Below are 20,848 nucleotides of genomic sequence, written 5' to 3'. Positions count from 1 at the left end.
GCGCCGGTCGATTCCGACAGCGCCGTCACTCGGACCCACTGAGCGGGACGGTCACAGTGGTGCGCGGACGCGGCGCCGGCAACGGCGGGACGGGCTCGCCGACTCCGTACCCGTATCCGTATCCGTAAGCCCGGTTCCTGGGCTGGGGGGTCATGCTCAGGACCGTGCCGAGGGTGCGTGCGCCCACCGCGTGCAGTGAGTCGGCCGCTGCGCGGATCCGGTCGCGCGGTGTCTTCCCCGCCCTCACCACCAGCAGCGCTCCCTGGGCGAGTGGCCCGAGCCCCACGGTGTCGGCAACGGGCAGCAGCGGGGCGCTGTCCACGATCACTGCCTCGTAGCGCTGGGCGAGTTCGCCCAGGACCTCGCCCATCCGCTTCGAGGCCAGCAGCTCCGCCGGATTGGGCGGAACCGGACCGCTGGTGAGGACGTTGAGCGCGCCCGCGGCCTGCTGCATGACCTCGTCGACCCCGGCGCGCCCGATGAGCACGCTGGTCAGGCCGGCATCCTGCACCAGCCCGAACGCCTGCGCCACCCGCGGGCGGCGCAGGTCACCGTCGACCAGGACCGTGGAGATGCCGGTCTCGGTCAGGGCGAGGGCCAGATTGATGGCTGTGCTCGTCTTGCCCTCGCCGGCGAGTGAGCTGGTCACGATCACGATGCGGGGACGCTCACCGATCTGCGCGAACTGCAGATTCGTCCTCAGGTGCCGGAATGCTTCGGCCCGGGCGGAGTGGGCGGCGGTGCTCATCGTGTCCGTCCGGCGTGTGGCCGACTTGTCGAACGGGATGGCGCCCAGCACGGGAAGCCCGGTGAGCTCGGCGAGTGCGGTCACGTTGTTGACGGTGGTGTCGCACACCTGCCGGGCCACGGCGATACCGGAGCCGATCAGCAGACCGGCAAGCACACCGGCGGAAAGATTGAGTCCGGGGCTGGGGGAGACAGGCTCGCCGGGAACGGCGGCCGTCTCGGTGATCCCGAGCCGGACCGGCGACCGCTTGGAGCCCACGGGGGTCTCCAACTCCTCGACGACCCGGCTGAATCGCCTGGCCACTTCATTGGCGACCGCCGCGCTGCGTTCCGGATCCTCGTCGCTGACCGTGATGTCCACGAGCACCGTGCCGGCCGGTGCCTGTGCGGTGATGCGGCCTGCCAGCTGGTCGGCAGTGAAGGGGAGACCAAGCTCCTGGACGACCGTGTCCGTGACTTGACGGCTGGTCACGATGGCGGCGTACGACTGGACCCGGGCCACCGAGAAGCTGCTGCCCTGGTTGAGTTCGGCTGTACCGCGGCCTGCGGAGGCCGATACGAACAGCTGGGTCCGGGCTTCGTAGACGGGCGTGGTCGAGGCGGTGACCGCCCAGCCCGAGCCTGCTCCCAACAAGGTACAGAAGGCGACAACCGGCCAACTACGGGCCAGCGCCCTCAGGATGCTGCGGAGTTCCACTCAGTACACCTCATCGGGTTGTTCGGCCCCCACCCGGCCAGCCTATGCAGGGTATGGGCATTTATCCGTGAATGATGGTGTTTGTGAGTCAAGGAGTTCGGGTGATGTTGCCCCATGTTGCTGTTCTGATGACCAGTCACAACCGGCGGGAGAAGACCCTGTCGGCACTGCGTGCACTCGACAGGCAGCGCGGGCTGCCCGACCGAACAACTCTCCGAGTCCACCTGGTCGATGCGGGCAGCTCCGACGGCACACCGGAGGCCGTCGGCCGCGGGCATCCGGACGTCGAGGTCGTATCGGTCGGTACGGACGTCTACTGGGGCCACGGGATGCGTGTCGCGAGCCGCTGTGCCGACGACGCCGATGGGCAGGCGGGTACGCGAACGCACCGGTGGACACACCAGCTGTGGCTGAACGACGACGTGGAACTGGCACCGGACGCCGTAGCGGTGCTGCTGGAGACCGCCCGGAGGGTGGGACCGCACGCCGTGATCGTCGGCGCGGTCCGCGGAAGAGGTGGATGCACCACATATTCGGGTCGCCGAGGCAGATCGCTCAGGCTCGTGGAGCCCACAGGCCGGCCTGAGCCCTGCGACACGTACAACGGAAATGTCGTTCTGCTGCCGCGCGCGGTACACGACCGGGTCGGTGATCTCGACAAGGTGTTCCGTCATGGCATGGGCGACTACGACCACGGCTTCCGGGCACGCCGGGCCGGTGTGGCTGCCTTCGTCGCCCCGCACCACGTCGGCGTCTGCGAGAGCAACCAGCGGCTGACCGGTTCGCGCGAGCCGGGCATCGGGGTCGGCGAAGCGCTGCGCCGGCTGACCTCGCAGCGTGAACTGCCGCTGCGCCAGTGGTGGGTGTACTGCCTGCGGCACTCCTGGCCATGGGCCCCGGTGCTGATGTTCTCCCCCTATGTGAAGACAGCGGTACGGGCGGCCCTCGACCGGAGCCAGAGGTGATCGAATGTTGCTCGACCCCACAACCTTGCTGTGGGCAGCGGCGGGGCTGACCGGAGTCGGAGCACTGACCACGGCCCTGTACCGGTGGACGGCATTCGGCCTTGTCCTGTTCGTCGTTGCGCAGATCCATCAGTCGTTCCAGGAGAGCGGGGCGGCAGGGCCGGACGTGCGGGACACCGGCGTCGACGTACTGCCCACCGACGTAGTGGCCGTTTGCCTCCTTGCCGCCGCGGTGCTCCGGATCGTGCACGCGGCCCGCCGAAGCGACGCGGACGGAGCCCCATTGCGGCCCGTCGTGGCCGCCCCGCTGCTCCTGCTCGTCGCCATGACGGCCTGGTCACTGCTCAACGGCGGAATCCTGTTCGGCCTGCCCACCGCCGGCAACGAGGCCAGGACCGGGTTCGTACACCTGCTGTCCGCCGCCCTGTACGTGGCCGTCCTGCCGCCCGGCACGGCGCTGGTCCGTACGGTGACCCGACTGTGGGCCGCCACCGCGGGTGTGCTCGCCGTGTTCGCCGTGCTCTGGTGGCTGCGCGTCGGTATCGGCTCCAACTCCGATCGGGTCATGGTCGACGGGGTGCTCACGGACGCCCGTGCGCTCGGGCCCGAACAGGCCCTGCTCATCGGGCAGGCGGCCGTCGCCCTTCTCTGTCTGGGCGGGAGGGCCCGTGCGGCAGCCTGGCCGCTGCTGGTTGCGGTGGTGCTGATGCAGCACCGCACGGCCTGGGTGGCCACCGGCGTGATGGCAGCGGGCTGGCTTCTCTCCCGCCGCGGCCGCGGCGGATCCCGGGGCACCGCGGTGGCCCTGCTGGCCTGTGGCGTTGCGCTGCTCCTGCCGGTCGCCGCCTACGGCGGTGACGTGGCGGAGAGCCTCGCTTCGTCGGGTGAGGACGACCGCACACTGATGTGGCGCGTCGACGGATGGCTGGGGCTGCTGCCCCAGCTGGGGGGCGTCCAGGACTGGCTGCTGGGCCTGCCGTTCGGATCGGGGTACGCCCGGCTGGTGGACGGCGGTCTGGTATCCGTATCACCGCACAACTACTACCTGCAGGTGCTTCTGCGGCTCGGCCTGGTCGGTCTGGCCGCCCTGCTCACCCTGTACGTCGCGGTCTGGCGCACGACCGGCCCCGGCGTTGCGGGACCGGTGATGGCACCCGCCACCGCTTCGGCCCCGGCCGAGCCGGACGCCGACGACCGGGCCCGCCTCCTGCTGCGTCTGCTGCTCTGCAGCCAGCTGGTCTTCTGCATCACCTATCCGCTCTTCCCCGAACAGGCCGTGGTGCTAGGCCTGCTGGCCGCCCATGCGCGGCCGCTCGGCAGAGCCGTCTCCCGTACACCCAAGGAGTTCCCATGTCCAGGACGACCGCTCTCATCACCGGAATCACCGGTCAGGACGGCTCGTACCTAGCCGAACTGCTGCTCGGCAAGGGATATGAGGTGCACGGACTGATCCGCCGCTCCTCGTCGTTCTCCACCGGCCGGATCGACCACCTCTACCAGGATCCGCACGAGGCGGACTCCCGGCTGCGGCTGCACTACGGCGACCTCGCCGACGGCTCCCGTATCGCCGCCCTGCTGGACCGCATTCAGCCGCATGAGGTCTACCACCTGGCCGCCCAGTCCCATGTCCGTGTCTCGTTCGACGAACCGGAGTTCACCGGCTCCACCACCGGACTCGGCACCACCCGTCTGCTCGAGGCCATCCGGATGACCGGCCTGCCCTGCCGCTTCTACCAGGCGTCGAGCTCCGAAATGTTCGGCACATCGGCGCCCCCGCAGTGCGAGCTCACACCGTTCCATCCGCGCTCCCCGTACGCGGCCGCGAAGGTGTACGCGTACTGGATCACCCGCAACTACCGTGAGGCGTACGGCATCCACGCGGTCAACGGCATTCTCTTCAACCACGAGTCGCCGCGCCGCGGTGAGACCTTCGTGACCCGGAAGATCGCCCGGGCCGCCGCCCGCATCGCCAGTGGCGAGCAGCAGTTCCTGCACATGGGCAATCTGGAGGCGCGCCGTGACTGGGGATACGCCCCCGAGTACGTCGAAGCGATGTGGCGCATGCTCCAGCGCGACCGGCCGGACGACTACGTCGTGGCCACCGGCACCAGTTACAGCGTCCGTGACTTCCTGACGTTCTGCTTCGAACACGTCGGGCTGGACTGGGAGAAGCACGTCCGCTTCGACGAGAGGTACCTGCGCCCGTCCGAGGTGCCGGATCTCGTCGGTGATGCGTCCAAGGCGGAGCGCGAGCTGGGCTGGCAGTCCGTCGTGCACGCCCCCGAACTCGCCCGGATCATGACCGATGCCGAGGTCAGGGCGGTTGTGGCATGAGCGCGCCTTCGGTGCTGCACCTCAGCAACGAACCCTCGCTGCAGGCGGGTCCGCGTTTCTCCCGGGCGTTTGCCGGATTCGAAGCGTCCGGTTCGCTGCGGTGCACTGTTGTCTCACCACGTGCCCTGCTCGCGGAGGGTGCCACACCGGAGGAAGCCTTCGCCCGGACGGTCTCCGCCGCCCGGGAAGCCGCCCCGGACCTGGTGTTCGTCCAGACACCGGGGCCGTTTCCCTGGAACGACGAGCGGGTGCGCGCCCTGCTGCACGCCACCGGGTCGCCACCTGTCGTGTTCTGGGACGGGGATGCCTGGGGCGGACGGAAGGCCCTGCCGGGCTCCGCGCTCGCGTGGCTGCGCCGTGCGGACCAGGTCTTCACGGTGGCAGCCGGGCAACAGGCGGAGCTCTTCCGGTCGGTGTCCCGCGGACACGTGAGGTACGTACCGCATGTGCTGCCCCCGGCGGTCGACCCACCGGACGGCGCAGCGCCGGCTGATGCGGGGCGGACCCCGGCGAACCGGGCCGACGCCGTAGACGCCGGAACAACAGACCGCCCGGATGTGGCCGTGGTCGGGAACCGCTATCTCCGGTTCGGCGTGCTCGAGCGGGTGGCGGGCAGCCGTGACCGTGCCCGCCTGGTGCGTGGCCTGCAACGCATCCCCGGCATCCGGACCGCCGTGTACGGACATGGCTGGCGCGGCCCCGGCGCCCGCGGCCCGCTGCCGTTCGCCGCGCAGCTGTCCGCCCTGGGCCGGGCCCGGATCACCGCGGGCTGGGACCACTACAACCGTCACCACGGCTACTTCTCCGACCGTCTCCCCATCGCCCTGTGCGCCGGCCGCGCCCACGTCACATCGCGCCAGCCGGGGATGGACTGGCTCCCGGGCCCCGATCACGGTCTGTACCTCGCGGACACCCCGGCCGCGGCGGTCTCGGTCGTCGAGTCCCTGCTGACCGAGGAGCCCGCGGAACTGGATTCTGCGGCGGCGCGGGGCGCTGCCTGGGTGCGCGAGCGCCTCACCGACCGTGAGGCGCTGTGCCACATGCTCGGCGGGTACGTTCCGTTGCCCGCTCCGCCCGCCGACCCGTGGGCACGCTTCGCATGAGCGTCCCGACCGGTGCGCCCGCTGCCCCTCAGGAAGACCAGCAAACGGTCGGCCCGCCGGGACGAGGGCAGCGGCGTCGCCGGTGGCGCACCCGGTTCGGCTCCGGTGCACAGGGACTGCTGTGGAACTACGCCGGTTCGCTGCTCGCGGTGTTTCTCCAGCTCGGCTACACCGCCTGCACCGGACGTCTGGTGTCCCCGGCCGCTTTCGGCTCCTACGCCCTCGCCACCGCCACCATCGCTGTCCTCGGCTACGTCGCCAACGGCGGGGTCGCCACCTGTCTGCTGCGGGCTCCGGTGCTCACCCGGCCGCTCGTCCTTCTGGCGCTGCGCATCACCGCGACCGCCGGGCTCTGCTGCTTCCTGGTGGCCCAGCTCGGGGCACACGTCGCGGAGCGGTTCACAGGCACGGAGGCCGGATCGGCGTTCCTGGTGCCGTTGGTGAGGCTGCTCGCCGTCCAGTTCCTCGTCGGGCCGATGGGGCTGGCCGCGACAGCGGCTCTGCGTCGCACGGGCCGGGCCGGCGCATGCGTCCGGCTGGAGCTGCTCGGCCAGGTGGCGGGCTGCGTGGCGTCGCTCACCCTGCTGACAGCAGGATGGAACCCGTACGCGCTCGCTGTGGCCGCTCCACTCGCGTCGGCTGTCACGCTGACCGGCTGTCTGTGGCACCTGGCGCGGGCCGGACTGCAGGGTGGGCCGACTCCCGCCCTCAGCGAACTCCTGGGCCCGTCCACCTTCTTCGCCGGTCACAGCATGGTGCAGTACATCTGCAACAGCGCCCCGCTGTGGCTGACCGGAGCGCTGTTCGGACCCGCTGCCACCGGCCACTTCTCACGAGCGGCGCTGTTCACCGGTCTGCCGCTCACCATGCTGGCTCAGGGCATCACCCGCGCCGTCGCCCCGCTGCTCGCCGAGGCGCGCGGAGCGGCACGGCAACGAGCCGAGCACGACGCGCTCTGTCTGGCCTCCGCTCTGGGATTCATCGGTTTCGGCGCGCTGGCGGCTGCCGGACCGGCGGCCCTGGGCCTGCTGCTCGGGCCCGGGTGGGGGGAGGCCCAGCGGCTGGTGCCGGTCCTGGCTGCCGGCGCCGCACCCGCGCTCATCGCCTCCGTGGGCGACGCGGTCAACCAGGTGCGCCACGAACCGCGCGCACTGATCCGTTCCCAGCTCGCCGCCGCTGCGGCGCTTGCCGCCACCCTGCTGACCGCGATCGCGCTGCGCAACGAACTACTGCTCGCCGCATGCGCGATCGCGATGCCCGCCGCGGCGCACTGCGTGCAACTGGCCACGTGGGGCGGCCTGCAGGCCCGCCTTCTGCTGCGGGCCCACGCGGCTCACGCGGCCCTGGGGGTCGCCCTGTACGCCATCGGTCCCACGGTGGCGCAGCGTCCGGCGGCCGGACTGGCCGCCGCGCTGCTCGTCCTCACCGGTGCGGTACTTCTGCGCAACCGGCTGCCCGGTTATGTCCTGGCCGCACGGTACGGGCTGATCCGCGCCCCGGTCCGTGCCCACCGGCAGCTGCCGTCTCCTGCGCAGGACCGTGTGTACCCCCAGAAGACCGACACGACCCCGGGCTCCGCCCCGACGACAGGAGAAGACTTCCGTGATCAGCCGTCCGCTCGTCCTTCACCTCAGCAATGAGAGCCGGCCGCTCGGTCCGTACACAGGCTTCGCGCCCGCCTTCACCCTGCTCGAGCGGGGGCCGGACGCCGATGCGAACGAAGGCGGACTGCTGCGGTACACATGTGTCCTGCCGGCCGCCGGCGACGCGCTGCCGACCCGGCTGCGGCCCGATCTCGTCTTCGTCCAGGTACCCCAGCCGCACCCGTGGCGCGCCCGGCAGGTGGCCGGCTGGCTGAGTGCGGTGGGATCGCCGCCGGTGGTGGTCTGGGCGGGCGACGCCTGGGGCGGCCTCACCAAGCAGGTACGGCAGCGGGACCTGGCGTGGATGCGCTGCGCGGATCAGATCTTCAGCGTGGCCATGGGGCCGCAGGCGCGGATGCTGGAGCGCCGCAGCGGCCGCCCCGTGCGCTATGTCCCCCATGTGGTGCCGGAGCCGTTCCTGCGCTACCGGAGCGACCACGATCCTCGCGGAGTCTCGCTGATCGGCAACCGGCTGACGTACTGCGGCGTGGAACTCATCCCGGGCGACCGGGCCCGGCAGACGCTGGTGCGGCAGCTGCAGCGGCTGCCCGAGGGACAGTTCTCGCTCTACGGGGCGGGCTGGCGCGGTCCCGGCACGTGCGGTCAGGTGCCGTTTCAGCAGCAGATGGAGGCGATGCGGCGTTCCCTGGTCACGGTCGGCTGGGACCGCTACACCGGTCACACCGGCTACTTCTCCGACCGGCTGCCGATCGCGATGAACTCGGGCCGCGTCCCCGTCAGTTCCCTCCAGCCCGGACTGGACTGGCTGCCCGGCCCCGACGACGGCCTGCACCTGCTCCGCACTCCGGCCGAGGCCGCCGCCCGGGTCCGGGACCTGCTGGCCGAGGACCCCGCACGGCTACTGGCGACGGCCCGCAGGCTGAGGCAGTGGACGGCAGGGCGGCTCACCCAGGGGCACGCGCTGTGCCACATGCTCGGCAGGTATCTGCCCCTGCCCGAGCCGCCGGCCGATCCATGGGGCGGCTTCTGATCCGCCATGCCGGCCGCGCGGGGCGGCCTGCCCGGCGCGGCCGGCGTGGCGGATCAGGAGTTGATGTCCTGGTCCTTGCGCAGCCGCTCGAAGAGCCGTCTCGCATCCGGCTGGGCCAATTCGTCGCGCTCGTGGTCGATCCGCGACGAACGCCGGGGCAGGATCAGGAAGTTGGTGTCCGTGCTGTCGATCGCTGTTGCTCTGTCCACCAGGGTGTACAGCTCCTTGATGGAATTCAGACCCGGATCCGCGGTCATGGACGAGGTCACCGCGCGCAGCAGCGGATAGATCCGGGCCGGGTCCTTCAGCGTTCCGCTGTCCATGATCTTGTCCATCAGCGCCCGCATGAAGCGCTGCTGACGTCCCATGCGCTGGGTGTCGCTGCCGTCGCCGACCCCGAGCCTGGTGCGCACATAGACCAGCGCCTTGGCTCCATCCAGGCGCTGAGTGCCCGGCTTCAGCCGCACACCCGATTCCGGGTCGTACACCGGTACGTCCACCTCGAGCGTGACACCGCCGGCGGCGTCGACGATCTGCTTGAATCCGGAGAAGTCGACCACCACATGGTGGTCGACCCGGATGCCGGTGAGCTTCTCGAAGGTGAGGATGGTGCAGGCCGGCCCGCCCAGCCCGTACGCCCAGTTGAACTGCACCCGCTGAGGGCGCGTGCGGCCGCCGCTCGGCCTCCGGCAGCTGGGCACCTGCACCAGCAGGTCCCGGGGGACGCTCATCAGGGCTGCCGAGGTCCGGTCGGCCGACAGATGCAGCAGCATGGTCGTGTCCGAGCGCTCGGATCCCGTGCCGGCCTCCTTGTCGGAGCCGAGCAGCAGGATGTTCTGTGCACCCCCCGCGGCAGGGCCGGGGCGCCCGTCCGGGATCTGGGACAGGGTCCGCTCGGTCGCCGTGTCGGTGCGGATATTGCCGTCGAGATCTTCATAGAGCATCCATGCGGCAGCTGCCCCGGCCGTGAGCGCGACGGCAGCGGTCAGGGCGGTGAAGCGCAGGACGCGACAGCGGGCGGACCGTCTCGGGACGGTCGGGACCGGTTTTCCGAAGCCGGCCGCGAGCACGCTTCCGCCACCGTGGTCATCGAGCCAGGCACGCGGCATCTGTTCGGGCGGTGGCCCGGTCTGCGGTCCCTGCTCCGGTTCAGGCTGTTCAGCTGACGCTGCATCGGACATCGACGAGTCCTTCCACTCCGTCGGCGAATCTGCGGGCCATCTCCTGCACGGTGTAGAGCGCGGCGTCGGCCCGGCATGCGGCGCTGAACCGGGCCAGACGCTCCGGCTGTTCGAGCAGCCGGGTCACGTGTGCCGCGTACGGCCGCGGGGTGGGTGCGTCGACGATCAGCGCGTTGCGGCCGTGCTGCAGGTAGGAGAACTCGGGGCCGTGAGCGGCGCGCAGGGTGGTGATCAGCGGCGTGCCAAGAGCGAAGGAGTCGACGGCGACCAGACCCACCGCACCCGGCACCATCAGCACATCGGCGACAGCCCCCAGCCGCGCCTTGTCCCCGTCGTTCGCGGTGCCCATGTACCGGACAGGGGCACCCGAGCGCTCCGCCTCCTCGACCAGCGTGCGCTGGGCCCCGTCCCCTGCCACCAGAAGCCGGAAGCCGGGGAGGGCCGCGGCCACCGCCCTGGCCGCCACCAGGAGAAAGGGGATGCGTTTGGCCGCGTCCAGGCCGCCGATGTACAGGCCGGTGCGGCCCTGGCGCAGCCCGTACTGCCGGCGGAGCGCCCCGCGATCCGCGTCGTCCACCGCAGCACCCGCGGCCACCAGGGACGTCGTGTCGATGGTGTTGTGCAGCACGGTCAACCGCCGGGCAGGGAAGCCTCCGGCGACGACATGCCGGGCCCCGGCCTCCGTGTAGGCGAAGAACCAGTCGGCCCGATTCGTCAGCAGGCGTTTCGCGCTGCGCAGCGGGCCCGGTTCCGGGCGGGTGTACGTCGCGCCGTGGCCCCAGAGCCCGACCGGCGGCCCTCCGCTGCGCAGCAGTGGCCGGTAGCTCTCCATGGCGTGCAGCGACTGGGTGAGCACGAGTGCGTCGCAGTCGTGCGCGAGGGAACCCAAGCGCCGCCGTACGAGATGCCGGGGGCCGCAGCGCAGGGTCTGCTGCGGAAGCTCGATGGCACCGGGGAGACGCTCGTCGTAGCCGCGCGAGGTGTCCTTGCCCCAGGGACGTCCATGAGCAAGCGTCAATTCGATACCACGTGCGGCGAGTTCCGGAACGAGATGCCGGTAGAACGCCACCCGGTACGCGGGTACGTGCGGCTGAACGACGACCACCCGCTTCATCCGCTCTCCGAGGTCGTGGCCAGTGACAGGGGAACGGCGCCGTCGCTTGCGTTGCCGACGCCCGCCAGAGGTCTGTGCGCGGCCGGCTGCGGTGCACGGGGGAGGGGTGCCGTCGAACGGCACAGCCGCTCATAGAGTCCCAAGGTCCGCTGCAGCCACAGAGATTCCCCGTACTGCCGCAGATATACGTCCCGGCAGTGCGTCCGCAGAGCGGGAAAGTCCCTGCTCGCCGCCTGCAGGGCGGCTGCGAGGGGGGTGTGCCACGAGATGACCGTGCCCGTGCCTTCGCGTTGCACCGAGGCGGCCACGGCGGAGCCGCCGAAGACGAGCACCGGGAGGCCTGCCACCAGCGCCTCCAGGTACACCAGCGGCAGACCTTCGAGCCACTGACTCGGGAAGACCAGCCCTCGGTAGCTGGCCAGGGTGGGGCGCAGCGTGTCCCGGTCGACGGGGCCGAGGAAACGTACCGACGACGGTGCGTGTCTGCGGCATTCCGCGTCCAGGGGGCCGTTGCCGATGACGTCGAGCCGCTCACCGCCGGGCCACCGGCGGAGCAGGTCGAGGATGCCCTTTTCGGGTGTGAGCCGTCCCACGTACACCCAGGCGTCCTGCTGCCCGGCGGGCTGAGCAGTCACGTCGGGGACGAAGTTCGGGATCAACTCGGCACGGGCGGGCGGCAGTCCGGTCGCGAGATAGGTGTCCCGGCTCAGCTCGGACAGGAACACCACCCGATCGGCCCGGCGCAGCAAAGGGTCGTCGGCCGCCCCCTTCAGGCCCGCCCAGGCGAGCGGCAGCGTGGCGAGGCGGGAGTCCCGGTAGCAGCCGTGACGCAGCCCCGCCCACCGATCGCCATCGGGACACCGGGTGCATGAGGCGCCGTCGCGGTGCAGAGTCGCCGCGGCGCACATCGGCCGGTAGTTGTGCAGCGTGGTGACGAGCGGCCCTTTCCACGATTCGACCCAGCGTCGACCGAAGTTGGGGAACAGATTGTGGATGTGCACGACGTCGGGTGCGAATGCGCGCAGAGCGCGCGCCGGGGAGCGCCCCCGTCCGGTGGCCACGGTCACCGCGCAGCCCAGTGGGTACAAGGGCTTGGTGCGGAGAGCGTCGGTGTGGGCGGCGTGCACGAGCACCTCGTGTCCGGCCCGGTGCAGCGCGGCGGCCTGGTCGCGCACGGCCTCGTTCTCACCGCCGGGCACGGCCGCTCCGTAGAAACTGTGGACCAGCGCGATTCTCATACGAGGGCCTCGGCGACGGCGGGTGGCCGAGTGGCCGCGGGCTCGCAGTCCCGGAACAGCACGAGGTCGCACTGGAGCATCCGTCCGTCGCGAGGGTCGGTGAAGCCGGGCACGACGGACATCAGGCTGAGTCCCAGTTCTCCCTGCGCCAGGTCCAGCGCCTGATTGAAGAGCAGTCCCCCCTCGTAAAGGGGCACGAAGGACGTCTCGGTCTGCAGACCTCTGCACGCGTGTGCGCAGGCACCTGCTCCGCGCAGCACATGCGCCTCGTATCCCTGGACATCCAGCTTGAGGAAGACGTGCTCGCCGGCGGTGGTGATCTGCGGCCACAGCTCGTCGAGTCTGCGCACCTCGACCGTTTCCGTGCCGGTGTAGGAGGCGTGGGGTGCGGCGGCCCGGTGACTGGGCAGCATGGGCAGAACGGAGCTGCTGGCACCGGAGTTGCCCGCGACGTTCATCGTCGTCGTGCAGGACCGGTCGCCGAGGGCGTACGGCAGCACGGTCCAGAGCGGATCGCCGGCCGCTGTGCGGTTGAGCTCGGCGCGCGCCGCACTGAGCGGTTCGAACGAGACGATGCGGCCGTCGTATCCGGAACGGCGCAGCATCGTCCCGTACCCTCCGGCGTGCGCCCCGACATCCAGCACCAGATCGATCTCGTACCGCTTCAGCAGCTGGACGAGTTGGTGGCCGCCCCAGGAGGCCGGGTAGCGGGCAATGTCGATACCGAAGCGCTGTGCGACGGTCCGTACGCGGTGGAGAAGAGTCATGTCCGTGCTCCTTTGTATGCTGCCCAGATGAACCGGGGATGGCCCCACAGCACCCGGCGCCACAGCCGGCGTGGTTCGCTGCAGAGCCGGAACAGCCATTCCAGGCCGCCTCGTTGCATCCAGAGCGGGGCCTGTGCCTTGTTGCCGGACACAAAATCGAAGGCCGCGCCCACTGCCACATAGACGGCCGGATGCGCAGCGGCGAGGCGGGCCGCCTCGTGGTCCTGTTTGGGGGTGCCCAGACCGAGCCAGACGATGTGTGCACGACTGGACCGGATCCGGTCCAGCTGCTCCTGCCGTTCCCCGGCGGTGAGTTCACGGAACGGCGGAGCCTCGGAACCCACGATGCGCGCGGCAGGGAACCGGGCCCGCAGTTCGGCGCCGAGTGCCTCCAGCACCTCGGGGGTCGAGCCCAGGAGGTAGTGGCGCAGGCCGGCTTCCTGCCCGGTGCGGAAGACATCGAGGAACAGGTCGGGGCCGTACACGCGCATCGGCGGAACGTTCCGGTGGACGAGCCGGTTGGCCCACACCACGCCCTGCCCGTCAGGGAAGTTGAGCGTGGCCGCACGAAGGGTCCGGTGCAGGCGTGGATCGCGGTCGGCGAGCGCCAGAGTGTAGGCGTTGCAGAGGTGGACGTCGGCGCCCTCGCCCCGGAGAGCGAGGCGTACGAGGGCGGCCGAGGCGTCGTCGGGAGTGGTGGCCACGACCGGGACACCCGCGCACAGGACGGTGGCAGGGGCCTTCGGCGTGCTGGGGAGACCGGAGGTCCGTTCGCCGACCGGGCCGGCCGGCGGGGCGGCCGCGAGGGGCTCGCGCGCGGCCGTCGCATCGTGGGGCATGAGCGGTGTCATTTCCTCTCTCCGGCGAGATCAGCGGGGGCCCGGCGGGCCGCCGGCGGGCTCATTGCCGCCCTGGCGCGATCACGGCCGTCGCGGTGGTGCGGGATGGCGGGAACCGTGCCCGTCCTGGCTCCGGTGTGCGTGCTGCTGACACCGGTCCCCGAGTTCCGGGCCGCGTACACCGGAATTCTGAGCAGCCCGCCGATCGCGGCCAGCGCACCGGCGATCGGTGCGAGGACCGTCAGCTGAGGCAGCAGCCCCGCGTAGACCAGCGTTCCGACGAGCGCCCCGACCGATGCGCCCAGGCCCAGCACGACAGCCGCTCCCTGCGCGGTGAAGTTGATCCGGCGCAGCCGGTGGGCGATGTGATCGGTGCCGCCCAGCAGCATCGGCCGGGCTGCCCGCCGACGGGAGACCATGACCAGCGCGGTATCGGTGAGGGCAACGACGGTGAGGGCCGGCAGCGATACCCAGTTGGCCCGTCCCTCAGGTGCCGCCGCGTGGACCAGGATGGCCGTGGAGGCGAGCAGAAACCCGGTGAACAGCGATCCGCAGTCGCCGAGGAAGATCCGGGCCGGAGCCCAGTTGTGGATCAGGAACCCGGCGAGCGACGCCATCAGGACGACCAGCAGCAGCACGATCCCGAACTGGCCGTCCACACAGGCGCAGACAAGCAGGCCGACCGCGGTGATCACGGCGGTAGTGCCCATGGCACCGTCGGAATTGTCCAGCAGATTGAAGGCGTTGGTGAGGAAGACGATCCAGATCACAGCGAGCACACCCGCCATCAAGGAGAGACCGGCGAACGACACGACGACACCGGCCGCGCACGTCTCGAATGCCAGCCGGAGCCGGGCGCCGAGTGGACGCAGATCGTCCACCAGCCCGAGCACCGCCACCGCGCTGGAGACGGCGAGCAGGCGCATGACCGCGCTCCCCGGTTCCGTGAGGCCCACCGCCGGTCCCGCGCACATGACCCCGGTGGTGGCCAGGAGGACCGCCACCCCGCCGAGATGCGGAGTGGGGCGCGCGTGCGCCTTGCGGCCGCCCGGCCGGTCCACCGCGCCGACGCGCAGAGCGACTCGGCGGATGCTCGAGGTCAGCATCGCCGCGACCAGCAGTGCGACGACGGCGGACACGACTGCCTGCAGTACGCTCACGCGTCCGCCCTTTCCCCGTGGGTGTGCCGGCGCGAATGGCCGTTGAAGGGCATGCCGATGCCCTGGTTCCTGCTCATGCGTCTGCGCATGTCCGTGCTGCCGCCGTACCCGGTCAGGCCGGCGCGGGCCGCCGTTCGGCCCGCACCTCGCTGATCGTTGCGTCGAGGATGTCGTCGAGGCTGCGCCGTGGGCGCCAGCCGGTCAGTTCCCGCAGCCTGGTGGTGTCCGGAAGCCTGCGCTCGATGTCCTCGAAGTTGGGGCCGTATGCCGTGTCGAAGGGGATCGAGTCGATGCGGGACGCGCTCTCGGCCCGGCTGACGATTCGGGCGGCCAGAGCGGCGATCGAGGTCTCCTCGTCCCCTCCGACGTTGAATACACTGCCGGCTGCCGCCGGATGGCGCAGCAGCAGGAGCAGGGCGTCGACGGCGTCCGCGACATGGGTGAAGCAGCGGCGCTGGGACCCGTCGCCGTAGACCGAGAGCGGCTCTCCCGCCACGGCCTGTCGGACCAGGCGGGGGATGACCATGCCGTACGCCGGGCTCTGGCGGGGCCCGACCGTGTTGAAGAGCCGGACGACCGTGGCGGGCAGACCGTACTCACGGTGATAGCCGAAGGCGAGGATCTCCTCGACGGCCTTCGCCGTGGAGTAGGACCAGCGGTCCACGGACGTGGCGCCGAGCACACGGTCGGCGTTCTCGTTCAGCGGGCCGCCGGAGTTCTTCCCGTAGATCTCCGATGTGGAGGCGAGGAGCACCGGCCGGTGATGGCGCCGGGCCGCCTCGACGACGATTTCCGCACCGCGCACATTGGCGAGGAAGGAAGCCAGCGGCTGCTCGACGATCAGCCGGACGCCCACGGCGGCGGCGAGATGGACGACCGCGTTGCACTGTCCGGTCAGTTCGTCGACGAGCCGTGCGTCGAGCACGGAACCGTGGACGAAGCGCAGCCGCGGGTCGTTCTGTTCGGCGAGGTTCTCCTTGCTGCCGGTGGAGAGGTCGTCCAGTACAACGACGCCGTGCCCTTCGGCGAGTAAGGCATCCGTGAGGTGCGAGCCGATAAAACCGGCACCGCCGGTGACCAGGTACGTCATTTCGGCGGATGAAGCGACAGTCATGTGGCGCCCGTTCGGTTGCGGTATCGGGGTGATGCATGACGGCACCTAAGTGGAGCCGATCCACAATTTAGAGGTTGTATGTCGGAATATGCCGGGAATGACACGAATCGCCGGTTATTGATCGGAGTTCAACACATGGAACCGAACAAGTACGCGCAGGGCGATGGGCGCGTCGACGGGCGTACGGGCGGGCCGACCGCCCCGGTGGGCCACTTGGCGGTCATCGGTCTCGGCTACGTCGGACTGCCGCTGGCGGTACGGGCGGCCGAGGCCGGATTCCGGGTGACCGGTCTCGATGTCGACGAGCGGCGCATCAAGGAACTCGCCTCCGGCGACTCCCATGTCGAGGACATCCCCGACGAACGGTTGCTGGCCGCGCTCGAGTCCGGGAGGCTGCGCATCTCGGAGTCGTACGAGGACGCCACGGGCTTCGACGTCTGTGTGATCGCCGTACCGACTCCGCTGCGCGGCGGCGCACCGGACCTCACCTACATCGAGAACGCGGCCCGCTCCATCGCCCCGCTGCTCACCCCGGGCGCAACTGTGGTGCTGGAGTCGACGACGTACCCCGGAACCACCGAGGACGTACTGGTGCCACTGCTGGAGGCGGGCAGCGGGCTACGCGCGGGCGCGCCGGGACACCGGTGCACGGAACCGGAATTGGAGGGCGGGGCCGACACCGGCGCCTGCTGTGTCACGGACCCGGCGCCGTACTTCCATGTCGGCTACAGCCCCGAGCGTATCGACCCGGGCAATGAGCGGTGGCACCTGGAGAACACCCCCAAAGTCGTCTCCGGCATCGACGACGCGTCACTGCGCAGCGTCGAGGCCTTCTACGGCCGGATCGTCGAGCGGACGGTGCCGGTCGCCTCGCCCCGGACGGCCGAGCTGACCAAACTCCTGGAGAACACCTTCCGGCAGGTGAACATCGCCCTGATCAACGAACTGGCCATGTGCGCCCGTCCGCTGGGTGTGGACATCTGGGAGGCGGTCGACGCCGCGGCAACCAAGCCCTTCGGTTTCATGCCGTTCTGGCCGGGCCCCGGTGTCGGCGGTCACTGCCTCCCGGTGGACCCCTCGTATCTGTCCTGGGAGGTCCGGCGCAAGCTCCAGCACGACGTGCGCTTCGTCTCGCTCGCCAATGAGATCAACGAGCAGATGCCCACCCATGTGGTGCAGCGCGTCGAGGACGGCCTCGGGCGTGAACTGACCGGCGCGGCGGTGCTCGTGCTGGGGCTGGCGTACAAGAAGAACAGCGGTGACGTACGGGAGTCACCGGCCGTCGCCGTGGCGGAACTGCTGAAGAAACGCGGCGCACGGGTACGCGCGGTGGAACCGTACGCCGAACCCCGGCTGCTGCCGGACGACGTCCTGTGTGTGGAGCTCACCGAGGAGGAGGTCGCGGCGGCCGATGCTGTGGTGATCGCCACGGATCACGACGTGTTCGACTACCCGATGGTGCAACGGCATGCGCGCTATCTCTTCGACGCCCGCAACCGCTGCCGCCCCGCCGGGCAGCTGCCCGCGCAGAACGGCGGCCCGATTCAGCCGGCCGGCGGGCTGGACCGCCTCTGAGGCTGATCCCTGCGTGGCTTCCCGTCCTCCTGCGGGAAAAAAACCGACCGGGTCGGCCTGCGGCTGTCGGATCGGGGCGGCGGTGGCGGGCCTCCCAGTCGCTGGGAGTCGAGGCAGGCGCGCTCGGCCTCGCTGAATTCATCGCAGCAGCCTCACGCGCCTGCCCCACCGCCGTCGTCCGACGCACCGGACAGTGGTCCTACGCCCTACGCCCTACGACCTGCGACCGGGTCGGCTCAGACCGGCAGGCCCCAGCGCGGCGCCGCCGCGTTCGGGGCGACCGGACGGATCGTCAGGTCGGGGCGGTCGCCCTCGGCCGTGATCAGCGCCGAGTCGCCCTTGCGGAGGTCGATCCGCACCGTGCCGTCCGCCACCTCCTCGTACGCCAGCGGCCGTCCGTGGCGGTCACGGATCTCGATCGGGCCGTCGATGCCGTGGCGTACGGCGCAGGGGGCGCCCGCCTCGCTGTTCACCCGCACCCAGCGGGTCCGGCCTTCTTCCCGCACCGCGCTGAGCAGGAAAGCGCCCTGGGTACGGAAGTCGTGGACGGTCAGCTCCCGCCAGGCGGCGGGCAGCGCCGGGAAGACCCTGATCGTGCCGCCCCAGGACTGGCACACCATGTCGTGCAGCGACTGGGCCGCCGAGAGCGGGGTCTCGATGACCGGGCCCGACTCCTTGTACATGGTGTTCGCCTGGATGAAGCGGCTCATCAGCTGGCCGAGGTACTTCAGCGCGTCCTCGCCCTTGCCGAGCAGCGCGGACATCGAGGCGGCTCCGGTGAAGGTGTAGCCCTGCAGGGCGCCTTCGAACCCCACCCAGTGGGCGAGGGACTTCTCGATCAGGGCGCGCTCGTCGGGCGTCGCACCTGTCTCGTACAGCGGATAGACGGCGAGCATGTGCGAGTAGTGGCGGTGCGACTTCGCGAACGGGACCCTGGCGCCGATCATGAACCCATTGGCGTCGACCGGATAGGGCGCGAGCCTGGCGAGCACCTCCTGCCAGCGGGCCGTCAGCGGGTCGTGGACGCCGAGCTGCTCGGCCGAGTCCAGCAGGGTGCGGCAGCCCCAACGCAGCAGCATGAGGTCGTAGTTGCAGTCAGGGGCGTTGACGCCGTACTCGGGGGAGAATGTGGCCGGGAGGTGCAGCTTGCCGTCCGCACCGGGCGTCAGGAAGTGCAGGTAGTAGTTGACCGCCTTGCGCAGCAACGGGAACAACGTGTCGCGCAGGATCGACTTGTCCATGGTGTGCCGGTAGGAGAGCCACACGTTGTGCAGCGCCCAGGTGAGATTGCCGACCTCGGGGGTGGGCGAGTCCTGGCCGGGGATGCCGACGCCGTAGCCGCCGTCGGTCACGGAGGCGCCGTTGACCAGCTGGGGGTCGGTGGTACGCGGGATGCTGGCCGAGTCCGCCCGGTAGGGGGCCGCGACCTCGCGGGAGAGCTGGTCCCGGAACTCGCTCAGGGCACGGGTGACGGCGTCCAGCTCCAGATGGTTGGAGCCGTGGATCAGCCAGTACTCCAGCTGGACGTTGAGGTTCCACCAGGTGTTCGGCCACGGGGTGGGCTCCAGCCAGGGACCCGAGGTTGCCATTACGGGCGCGTCCTTGCGGGCCGCCGACGCCGTCTTGTAGAGCTGGATCCAGTAGAAGCGCTGCAGCCGGGCGTCCGGAAGGGACAGGAAGCTCTTCCGGTAGAACCGGTCCCACCAGGAACGGTGCGGGGCGGCGAGCAGTGCGTACGGGAGCGCGGAAGCGGTCTTGACGGTACGCAGCGCGCGGTCACGGGCGGTCGTCTTCGGGTGGGAGTGAGTGACGGTGACGTACAGCGTGCGGCTGTCGCCCCTGGTGCGCTCCCGCCAGGCGGTGACGTGCTGGCCGCCCGCAAGCAGCGGCTGGACGGCGGCGGTCACTTCGCCGTGCTGCTCGACGACGGCGGGCGGGTTGCCCGTGTAACCGTCCGGAAGAGGTTTGAAGCCTGCACGCGGGCTGATGGCATCGGCAGGGTGGAAGACCCAGCGGAAGCCCTGCTCGCCCTCGCTCGGGGTGATTTCGACGGCGAGCAGATCGCTGGAGGAGTGGACGAAGGCGCGGAGCTTCAAGGTGCCCGCGGTGGTGGTGATCGTGCCTTCGAGTTCGGCGGTGCGCAGCCGCATCCACCACTCGATGCCGGTGATGGTGCCGGTCGGTTCCAGGGTGAAGTGCCCGATCGGCAGGCGGGCGAGGCCGAAGAGGGAGCCGAACTCGGCGCGGTGGTCCTGGACCTCGGAGTGCTGGACGTTGAAACGGACGGCCGTGGCCGTGGCGCCCGGCTCGGCGTAGATGCCGGAGCCCAGGCGGCCGTTGCCCAGATACGGGCCCTCGTACCAGGTCGTCGGCAGCTTCTGCCAGAGCAGGTCGGCGTCGTCGAGGACGGTGCGCCAGCTGTCGTCGGGGGAGTGCACGACGGGCGCGGCGGAGGCGGCAGGTGCGGTGGCCGGGGCGGCTGCCCGGGCGGGGACGGCCACGCCGCCCACCACCAGGGCGCCGCCGAGCGCAGTGCTGGTGGCGAGAACAGTTCTTCGGGAGGGGGACGGCGAAGAGGAGGCCGTCCGGGGAGTGCGGGGCGTGCAGGAAGGGTCCGGTGCTGTGGGCAAGGCGTCTCCTGGCGACTCGTACGCAGGCGCATCAATTCATCCGAGCTATTCCTTCACGGAAGGTAGGCACGGGTGATCCTGGCGTCAATAGAGCGGGAGAGATCCGATGTGTTACTTCCTATCTGGACAACATCCAGCCTGATGATCCTCGGGAAGAGGTTCGGACGGTCAGCTCCGGATCACCGCGCCCAGCCACGCCCCCGTCACCAGCAGACACGCGAACAGCTCGACGAGTACGGAGTAGCCGGTGGCCCGCATCACCGAACGGAGCGAGGCCCGGGCTGCCCCGCCGCTGCCGAGCCGCAGCCGCTCCGCGCCGTAGATCGCCCCGACGTATCCCACGATCCCGCCCACCACCGGCACCACGAAGAAGCCCACGATCCCGGCGATCCCACCCAGCATCAGCGTCTTGCGCGGCGCCCCGGACTCACGCGGGCGGCGCGGCCGCAGCAGCGGCTTCAGTGCCTGGTTCAGCAGCAGGAGGGCGGTGGCGCCGATCAATACGCCCCAGGCGGCCGGGCTCCTGTCGGTGAGTGCCCACCACAGCACGGCTGCCCAGACGATCGCCTGCCCGGGCACCCCGGGCACCAGCACGCCGACCAGGCCGAGCAGCATGACCAGGCCCACGGCGATGAGCTGCCACACACCCATCTCACCAGCCTGCCGGAGTCCGGCCGGTCCCGCCCGTCAGCAAGGCGTCGGGCGGGAGCCGTCGGTGCAGCTCAGGGGCATGATGGGGCGTTCTCGAAG

The 20,848-nt window shown here is 70.5% G+C and carries 17 protein-coding genes; 7 read left to right on the top strand and 10 right to left on the bottom strand.

Annotation, left to right across the window (positions count from 1 at the left end; genetic code table 11):
- Positions 1–25: 25 nt before the first annotated feature.
- Positions 26–1,444, bottom strand: coding sequence for a polysaccharide biosynthesis tyrosine autokinase (locus ABZV38_RS09885; RefSeq protein ID WP_356326269.1), 1,419 nt, complete (start codon positions 1,442–1,444; stop codon positions 26–28).
- Positions 1,445–1,545: 101 nt separating this feature from the next.
- Here ABZV38_RS09885 and ABZV38_RS09880 point away from each other — a divergent pair, with 101 nt between their 5' ends.
- Genes ABZV38_RS09880 through ABZV38_RS09855 form a run of 6 tightly spaced genes read left to right on the top strand, consistent with a single transcriptional unit; the run spans position 1,546 to position 8,480 of the window.
- On the top strand, positions 1,546–2,409 hold the full coding sequence (locus tag ABZV38_RS09880) for a glycosyltransferase (protein WP_356326267.1): 864 nt from the start codon (positions 1,546–1,548) through the stop codon (positions 2,407–2,409).
- Positions 2,410–2,413: 4 nt separating this feature from the next.
- On the top strand, positions 2,414–3,817 hold the full coding sequence (locus ABZV38_RS09875) for an O-antigen ligase family protein (protein ID WP_356326266.1): 1,404 nt from the start codon (positions 2,414–2,416) through the stop codon (positions 3,815–3,817).
- Positions 3,760–4,743: a GDP-mannose 4,6-dehydratase gene (gene gmd / locus ABZV38_RS09870; protein ID WP_356326265.1), complete on the top strand. Its 984-nt coding sequence runs from the start codon at positions 3,760–3,762 to the stop codon at positions 4,741–4,743. The genes ABZV38_RS09875 and gmd overlap by 58 nt, the downstream gene beginning before the upstream one ends.
- Complete coding sequence (locus tag ABZV38_RS09865; RefSeq protein ID WP_356326264.1) at positions 4,740–5,846, top strand: hypothetical protein; 1,107 nt, start codon at positions 4,740–4,742, stop codon at positions 5,844–5,846. The genes gmd and ABZV38_RS09865 overlap by 4 nt, the downstream gene beginning before the upstream one ends.
- Positions 5,843–7,486: an oligosaccharide flippase family protein gene (locus ABZV38_RS09860; RefSeq protein WP_356326263.1), complete on the top strand. Its 1,644-nt coding sequence runs from the start codon at positions 5,843–5,845 to the stop codon at positions 7,484–7,486. The genes ABZV38_RS09865 and ABZV38_RS09860 overlap by 4 nt, the downstream gene beginning before the upstream one ends.
- A complete protein-coding gene (locus ABZV38_RS09855) occupies positions 7,449–8,480 on the top strand; it encodes a hypothetical protein (RefSeq protein ID WP_356326262.1) in 1,032 nt (343 codons plus the stop codon). Before ABZV38_RS09860 ends, ABZV38_RS09855 begins: the two co-directional genes overlap by 38 nt.
- A gap of 53 nt (positions 8,481–8,533) precedes the next feature.
- Here the strand turns inward: ABZV38_RS09855 and ABZV38_RS09850 are convergent, their stop codons facing one another.
- From ABZV38_RS09850 to ABZV38_RS09820, 7 genes are all read right to left on the bottom strand, one after another.
- Positions 8,534–9,661, bottom strand: coding sequence for an LCP family protein (locus tag ABZV38_RS09850; RefSeq protein ID WP_356326261.1), 1,128 nt, complete (start codon positions 9,659–9,661; stop codon positions 8,534–8,536).
- Positions 9,639–10,775 (bottom strand): glycosyltransferase family 4 protein, encoded by a 1,137-nt coding sequence (locus tag ABZV38_RS09845; protein WP_356326260.1) that lies wholly within the window; start codon positions 10,773–10,775, stop codon positions 9,639–9,641. Before ABZV38_RS09845 ends, ABZV38_RS09850 begins: the two co-directional genes overlap by 23 nt.
- The gene (locus tag ABZV38_RS09840; RefSeq protein WP_356326259.1) at positions 10,772–12,013 is read right to left on the bottom strand and encodes a glycosyltransferase family 4 protein; all 1,242 of its coding nucleotides are present in this window, start codon (positions 12,011–12,013) and stop codon (positions 10,772–10,774) included. Before ABZV38_RS09840 ends, ABZV38_RS09845 begins: the two co-directional genes overlap by 4 nt.
- Positions 12,010–12,780, bottom strand: a complete 771-nt coding sequence (locus ABZV38_RS09835; protein ID WP_356326258.1) for an FkbM family methyltransferase — start codon at positions 12,778–12,780, stop codon at positions 12,010–12,012. The genes ABZV38_RS09840 and ABZV38_RS09835 overlap by 4 nt, the downstream gene beginning before the upstream one ends.
- Complete coding sequence (locus ABZV38_RS09830; protein ID WP_356326257.1) at positions 12,777–13,619, bottom strand: WecB/TagA/CpsF family glycosyltransferase; 843 nt, start codon at positions 13,617–13,619, stop codon at positions 12,777–12,779. The genes ABZV38_RS09835 and ABZV38_RS09830 overlap by 4 nt, the downstream gene beginning before the upstream one ends.
- A gap of 8 nt (positions 13,620–13,627) precedes the next feature.
- Positions 13,628–14,779: an MraY family glycosyltransferase gene (locus tag ABZV38_RS09825; protein ID WP_356326256.1), complete on the bottom strand. Its 1,152-nt coding sequence runs from the start codon at positions 14,777–14,779 to the stop codon at positions 13,628–13,630.
- A gap of 112 nt (positions 14,780–14,891) precedes the next feature.
- Positions 14,892–15,893 (bottom strand): NAD-dependent epimerase/dehydratase family protein, encoded by a 1,002-nt coding sequence (locus tag ABZV38_RS09820; RefSeq protein WP_356326255.1) that lies wholly within the window; start codon positions 15,891–15,893, stop codon positions 14,892–14,894.
- A gap of 135 nt (positions 15,894–16,028) precedes the next feature.
- On the opposite strand from ABZV38_RS09820, the gene ABZV38_RS09815 reads away from it, so the two are divergent.
- Entirely contained in the window at positions 16,029–17,468 is a 1,440-nt protein-coding gene (locus tag ABZV38_RS09815) for a nucleotide sugar dehydrogenase (RefSeq protein WP_356326254.1), read from the top strand.
- A 236-nt stretch (positions 17,469–17,704) separates the two neighbouring features.
- Here the strand turns inward: ABZV38_RS09815 and ABZV38_RS09810 are convergent, their stop codons facing one another.
- Positions 17,705–20,098 carry a glycoside hydrolase family 95-like protein gene (locus ABZV38_RS09810; RefSeq protein WP_356326253.1) on the bottom strand — a complete coding sequence of 798 codons (2,394 nt, stop codon included), beginning with the start codon at positions 20,096–20,098 and terminating at the stop codon, positions 17,705–17,707.
- A gap of 168 nt (positions 20,099–20,266) precedes the next feature.
- Positions 20,267–20,749 (bottom strand): DUF456 domain-containing protein, encoded by a 483-nt coding sequence (locus ABZV38_RS09805; protein ID WP_356326252.1) that lies wholly within the window; start codon positions 20,747–20,749, stop codon positions 20,267–20,269.
- Between the last annotated feature and the right edge of the window lie 99 nt (positions 20,750–20,848).

The sequence above is a fragment of the Streptomyces sp. NPDC005181 genome, from assembly GCF_040608395.1.
In the GTDB taxonomy this organism is placed as follows: Bacteria; Actinomycetota; Actinomycetes; order Streptomycetales; family Streptomycetaceae; genus Streptomyces.
This window is presented reverse-complemented; position numbering and strand designations above follow the sequence as displayed.